The 3,237-nt window shown below is 71.1% G+C and carries 4 protein-coding genes; 2 read left to right on the top strand and 2 right to left on the bottom strand.

What is annotated here, in order from left to right; translation table 11 throughout:
- Window positions 1-248: hypothetical protein (locus IQ782_RS29365; RefSeq protein ID WP_194138202.1), on the bottom strand; the 248-nt coding region annotated here is incomplete at its 3' end.
- Between the two features lie 117 nt (window positions 249-365).
- Entirely contained in the window at window positions 366-1,091 is a 726-nt protein-coding gene (locus IQ782_RS29360) for a FadR/GntR family transcriptional regulator (protein ID WP_194138201.1), read from the bottom strand.
- Window positions 1,092-1,181: 90 nt separating this feature from the next.
- On the opposite strand from IQ782_RS29360, the gene IQ782_RS29355 reads away from it, so the two are divergent.
- Window positions 1,182-1,937, top strand: a complete 756-nt coding sequence (locus IQ782_RS29355; RefSeq protein WP_194138200.1) for a sulfite exporter TauE/SafE family protein — start codon at window positions 1,182-1,184, stop codon at window positions 1,935-1,937.
- A gap of 53 nt (window positions 1,938-1,990) precedes the next feature.
- Window positions 1,991-3,136, top strand: coding sequence for an HPP family protein (locus IQ782_RS29350; RefSeq protein ID WP_194138199.1), 1,146 nt, complete (start codon window positions 1,991-1,993; stop codon window positions 3,134-3,136).
- Window positions 3,137-3,237 lie beyond the last annotated feature (101 nt).

Below are 3,237 nucleotides of genomic sequence, written 5' to 3'. Positions count from 1 at the left end.
GCGCCGCTCGGACCGATCCGCATGTAGACCGAGCTTCTCGCGCCCGAGGCCCGCGATCCCACGACCTTCAGCCTGCCCGAGGTTTCCGCCGCCAGCTTGGCCCGGCATGCCCCCACGGCCGCGTCGCTCGCGGAAAAGCTGCCCTCGACAAAGCCCTTGGTCAGCGGTTGAATCTGCGGGCCCTTGGCACAGGCGGCAACGCCGGCAAGCGCGGCAAGCAGCACGACAGTCCGGGCGAAATCGACCATCAGGGTGTCCTCCTCTCGTGGCAATCGCGGCCAGCCTGCGGCACCGGGGGACCCGGCTCAAGGGGGTCTGGCGCACTCGTGTCCGATCGTTTCCGCGGACCGGCGCCGCCTTGCCGATCATGCGCGCGGCGCCGCGTCCCGCGCTCCCGCCCCCGGCAGCCCGGCCCCGCGCATCGCCTCCGAGATGGTCTCGAGATGCGCCCGCATCGCCGCCGCCGCGCGCTCCGGGTCGCGCCCCGAGATCGCCGACGCAATGGCCTCGTGCTGGGCGCTGTGGCGCTCGGTGAACGCGCTGACGCCGAGCCTGCGATAGGTCAGCTCCCACTCGCGCTGCCAGGCCGCGTGACGCCGCACCCCCGCAAGATAGTCAAGCAGTCCCAGCAGGATCGGGTTGCCCGTCACCTCGGCGATGCCGCGGTGAAAGGCCGCGTCGAGCTGCTCGCTCTCGGGCCGCGTACGCGCCCTGCGGCCGCGCCGCGCCAGCGCCGCAAGGTAGGCCGCCTGCTCCGCGGTGGCGAGCCGCGCCGCCTCGGCGGCGACCGAGGGCTCGATGGTCAGGCGCGCCTGCATGAGCTGCATCGGCGCGGCGCCCTGCACGAGGATCTGCTCGCGGATCGGATGGCCGAGCGGCCGCGGGCCGCAGAAGGTGCCCTGCCCGACGTGCCGCCAGAGCTCGCCCTCGCGCTCGAGCACCTGCAACGCGCCGCGCAGCGTCTCGCGGCTGCAGCCGAGCTGGCGGGCAAGCTCGCGCTCGGGCGGCAGCCGCGCGCCGACCTCTGTGGCCAGATCGGCCACCAGCCCGCGCAGATCCGACAGGACCACCTGCCCCCGCTTCGATGTCATGCCGCGCCTCCCGCTCCGGGCCAAACCCAGACCAATTTGCAGACCAATGCCATGCCGTGCAACACCGCGCGCCTCTCGAGGAGGACCCAGATGCTGACCACGACCATCCTTGCCCTTGCCGGTTTCGGCGCGGGGGCGCTCAACGCCATCGCGGGCGGAGGCACATTCCTGACCTTTCCCGCGCTGGTCTGGGTCGGCGTGCCGCCGATCATGGCCAATGCCACCGCCACTTTCGCCGCCCTGCCCGGCTATGCCGGAAGCAGCTGGGCCTATCGCCGCGACATCCAGGCAGGCGAAGGGCCAAGCCTGCGCGCGCTCGTCGTCACCGCCATGCTTGGCGGGATCCTCGGCGCGCTGCTGCTGCTGGTCACCCCCGAGGACCTGTTTTCCGGCGTCATTCCCTGGCTGCTGCTGATCGCCACGCTGGCCTTTGCCGCCGGTCCCGCGCTGCTGCGCGGGCTGCTCGCCTCGGGGCGCCGCCTGCCCGATGCCGTCTCGCTGACGCTGCTGCTGCTCGTCTCGATCTACGGCGGCTATTTCAACGGCGGGCTCGGGATCCTGCTGCTGGCCGCCTTCGGACTCATCGGCATGAGCGACCTGCACCGGATGAACGGGCTGAAGACGCTGGCCTCGCTGGTGCTGTCGGCTGTCTCGGTCGTCACCTACAGCCTTGCCGGGCTGATCGACTGGAGCGCGCTGGTCGTCACCGGTCTTGGCTGCGCCGCGGGCGGCTACGTCGGGGCGCATATGGCCCGCAGGGTGCAGGACCTGTCGTTGCTGCGGACCTTCATCGTCACCGTCGGGCTGGTCACCACCATCGTCTTCTTCGCGCAGGCCTACGGTTGAACTTTTCGCAGAATGCTGAATTTTTGCGCGGCAGGCACAGAAGGCAGTCCCCCATGCACATTCTCCGTTCCCTCGGGCCAGCCGTGGCGCGAGTCTCCCTCGGCGAGGCGCTCCGCGCCGGTTTCGGCGCGCTGCTCGGCCTCGGCGTCACCGGGCTGGTCCTGCTCTCGCCGCAGGTCGACCTGAACCTCGGGCTCTATCTCGTCGCGCCCTTCGGCGCCACCTCGGTGCTGCTCTTCGCGGTGCCCAACAGCCCCCTCGCCCAGCCCTGGTCCGCCATCGTCGGCAATACCGTCGCGGCGCTGGTGGGCGTTGCGACCTGCCTGCTGGTCGCCGATCCGGCGCTGCGCATCGCGCTCGCCGTGGGGCTGGCGATCACCGCGACGATCCTGTGCCGCGCGGTGCATCCGCCGGCGGGGGCGGTGGCGATGACCGCCGCCATGAGCCCCGAGGCGATCGACCATCTCGGCTTCTGGTTCGCCCTGACCCCGATCGCCGCGGGCACCGCCGCGCTGGTCGTGCTCGCCGCGCTCTACGCCCGGCTGACCGGGCGGCACTACCCGTTCCGGCAGTTCGACGCCCCCGGCCAGCACGGCACCGGGGACCGCAGCCCCTCTGAGCGTCTCGGGCTCTCGGAGACAGAGCTTTCCGGGCTGCTGGAGCGCTACCGGCAGTCGTTCAACCTCGGGGTCGAGGATCTGGCCCGGCTCATCGGCGCCGCCGAACTGCAAGCCGCGAGCCACCATGCAGGCCCGCTCAATGCCGAGGACATCATGTCGCGCGATCTGGTCACCGTCGGCGGCGACACCACCCTTGCCGAGGTCGCCGAGCTGTTCCGGCGGCATCGGTTCGCCTCGCTGCCGGTGGTCGGGCCGGAGCAGAGGTTTCTCGGGGTGATTTTCCAGATCCACCTGATCACCCGCGCGCGCGAGGACGCAGAGCGGCTCGAACGCGGCTTCCTGCCCGCCTTCCGGCGGCTCGTCGATCTCGGGCGAGAGACCCCGGTGACCGCCTCGGACATCATGAAGGTCGCCGGCCCGCGCGCGACGCGCGGCTCGCCGGTCGCCGCGCTGCTGCCGATGATGGCGGATGGCGACGTCGATGCCATCCCGGTGCTCGAGCGCGGACGCATCGTCGGCATCGTCACGCGCACGGACCTGATCGCGGCGCTGGCGCGGCAGGCGCTGCGGCACCGCTGAGATCGCCGCAGGAAAAAGCCTGCAGACAAAAAAATGGCCGAGACAAGCTCGGCCGAAGTCCAACAGGGAGGTAGGGAAAGATGAGCTTTTCAGCTCAAATC

This window comes from Salipiger mangrovisoli (assembly GCF_015223355.1).
Taxonomy (GTDB): domain Bacteria; phylum Pseudomonadota; class Alphaproteobacteria; order Rhodobacterales; family Rhodobacteraceae; genus Salipiger; species Salipiger mangrovisoli.
Note: the sequence above shows the minus strand (reverse complement) of the source record. Positions and strands in the feature narration are given on the sequence as shown.

Bases quoted from the DNA above. Each gene is read 5' to 3' on its own strand.
- IQ782_RS29350 (WP_194138199.1), top strand. From the start codon at position 1,991: ATGCACATTCTCCGTTCCCTCGGGCCAGCCGTGGCGCGAGTCTCCCTC.
- IQ782_RS29355 (WP_194138200.1), top strand. From the start codon at position 1,182: ATGCTGACCACGACCATCCTTGCCCTTGCCGGTTTCGGCGCGGGGGCG.
- IQ782_RS29360 (WP_194138201.1), bottom strand. From the start codon at position 1,091: ATGACATCGAAGCGGGGGCAGGTGGTCCTGTCGGATCTGCGCGGGCTG.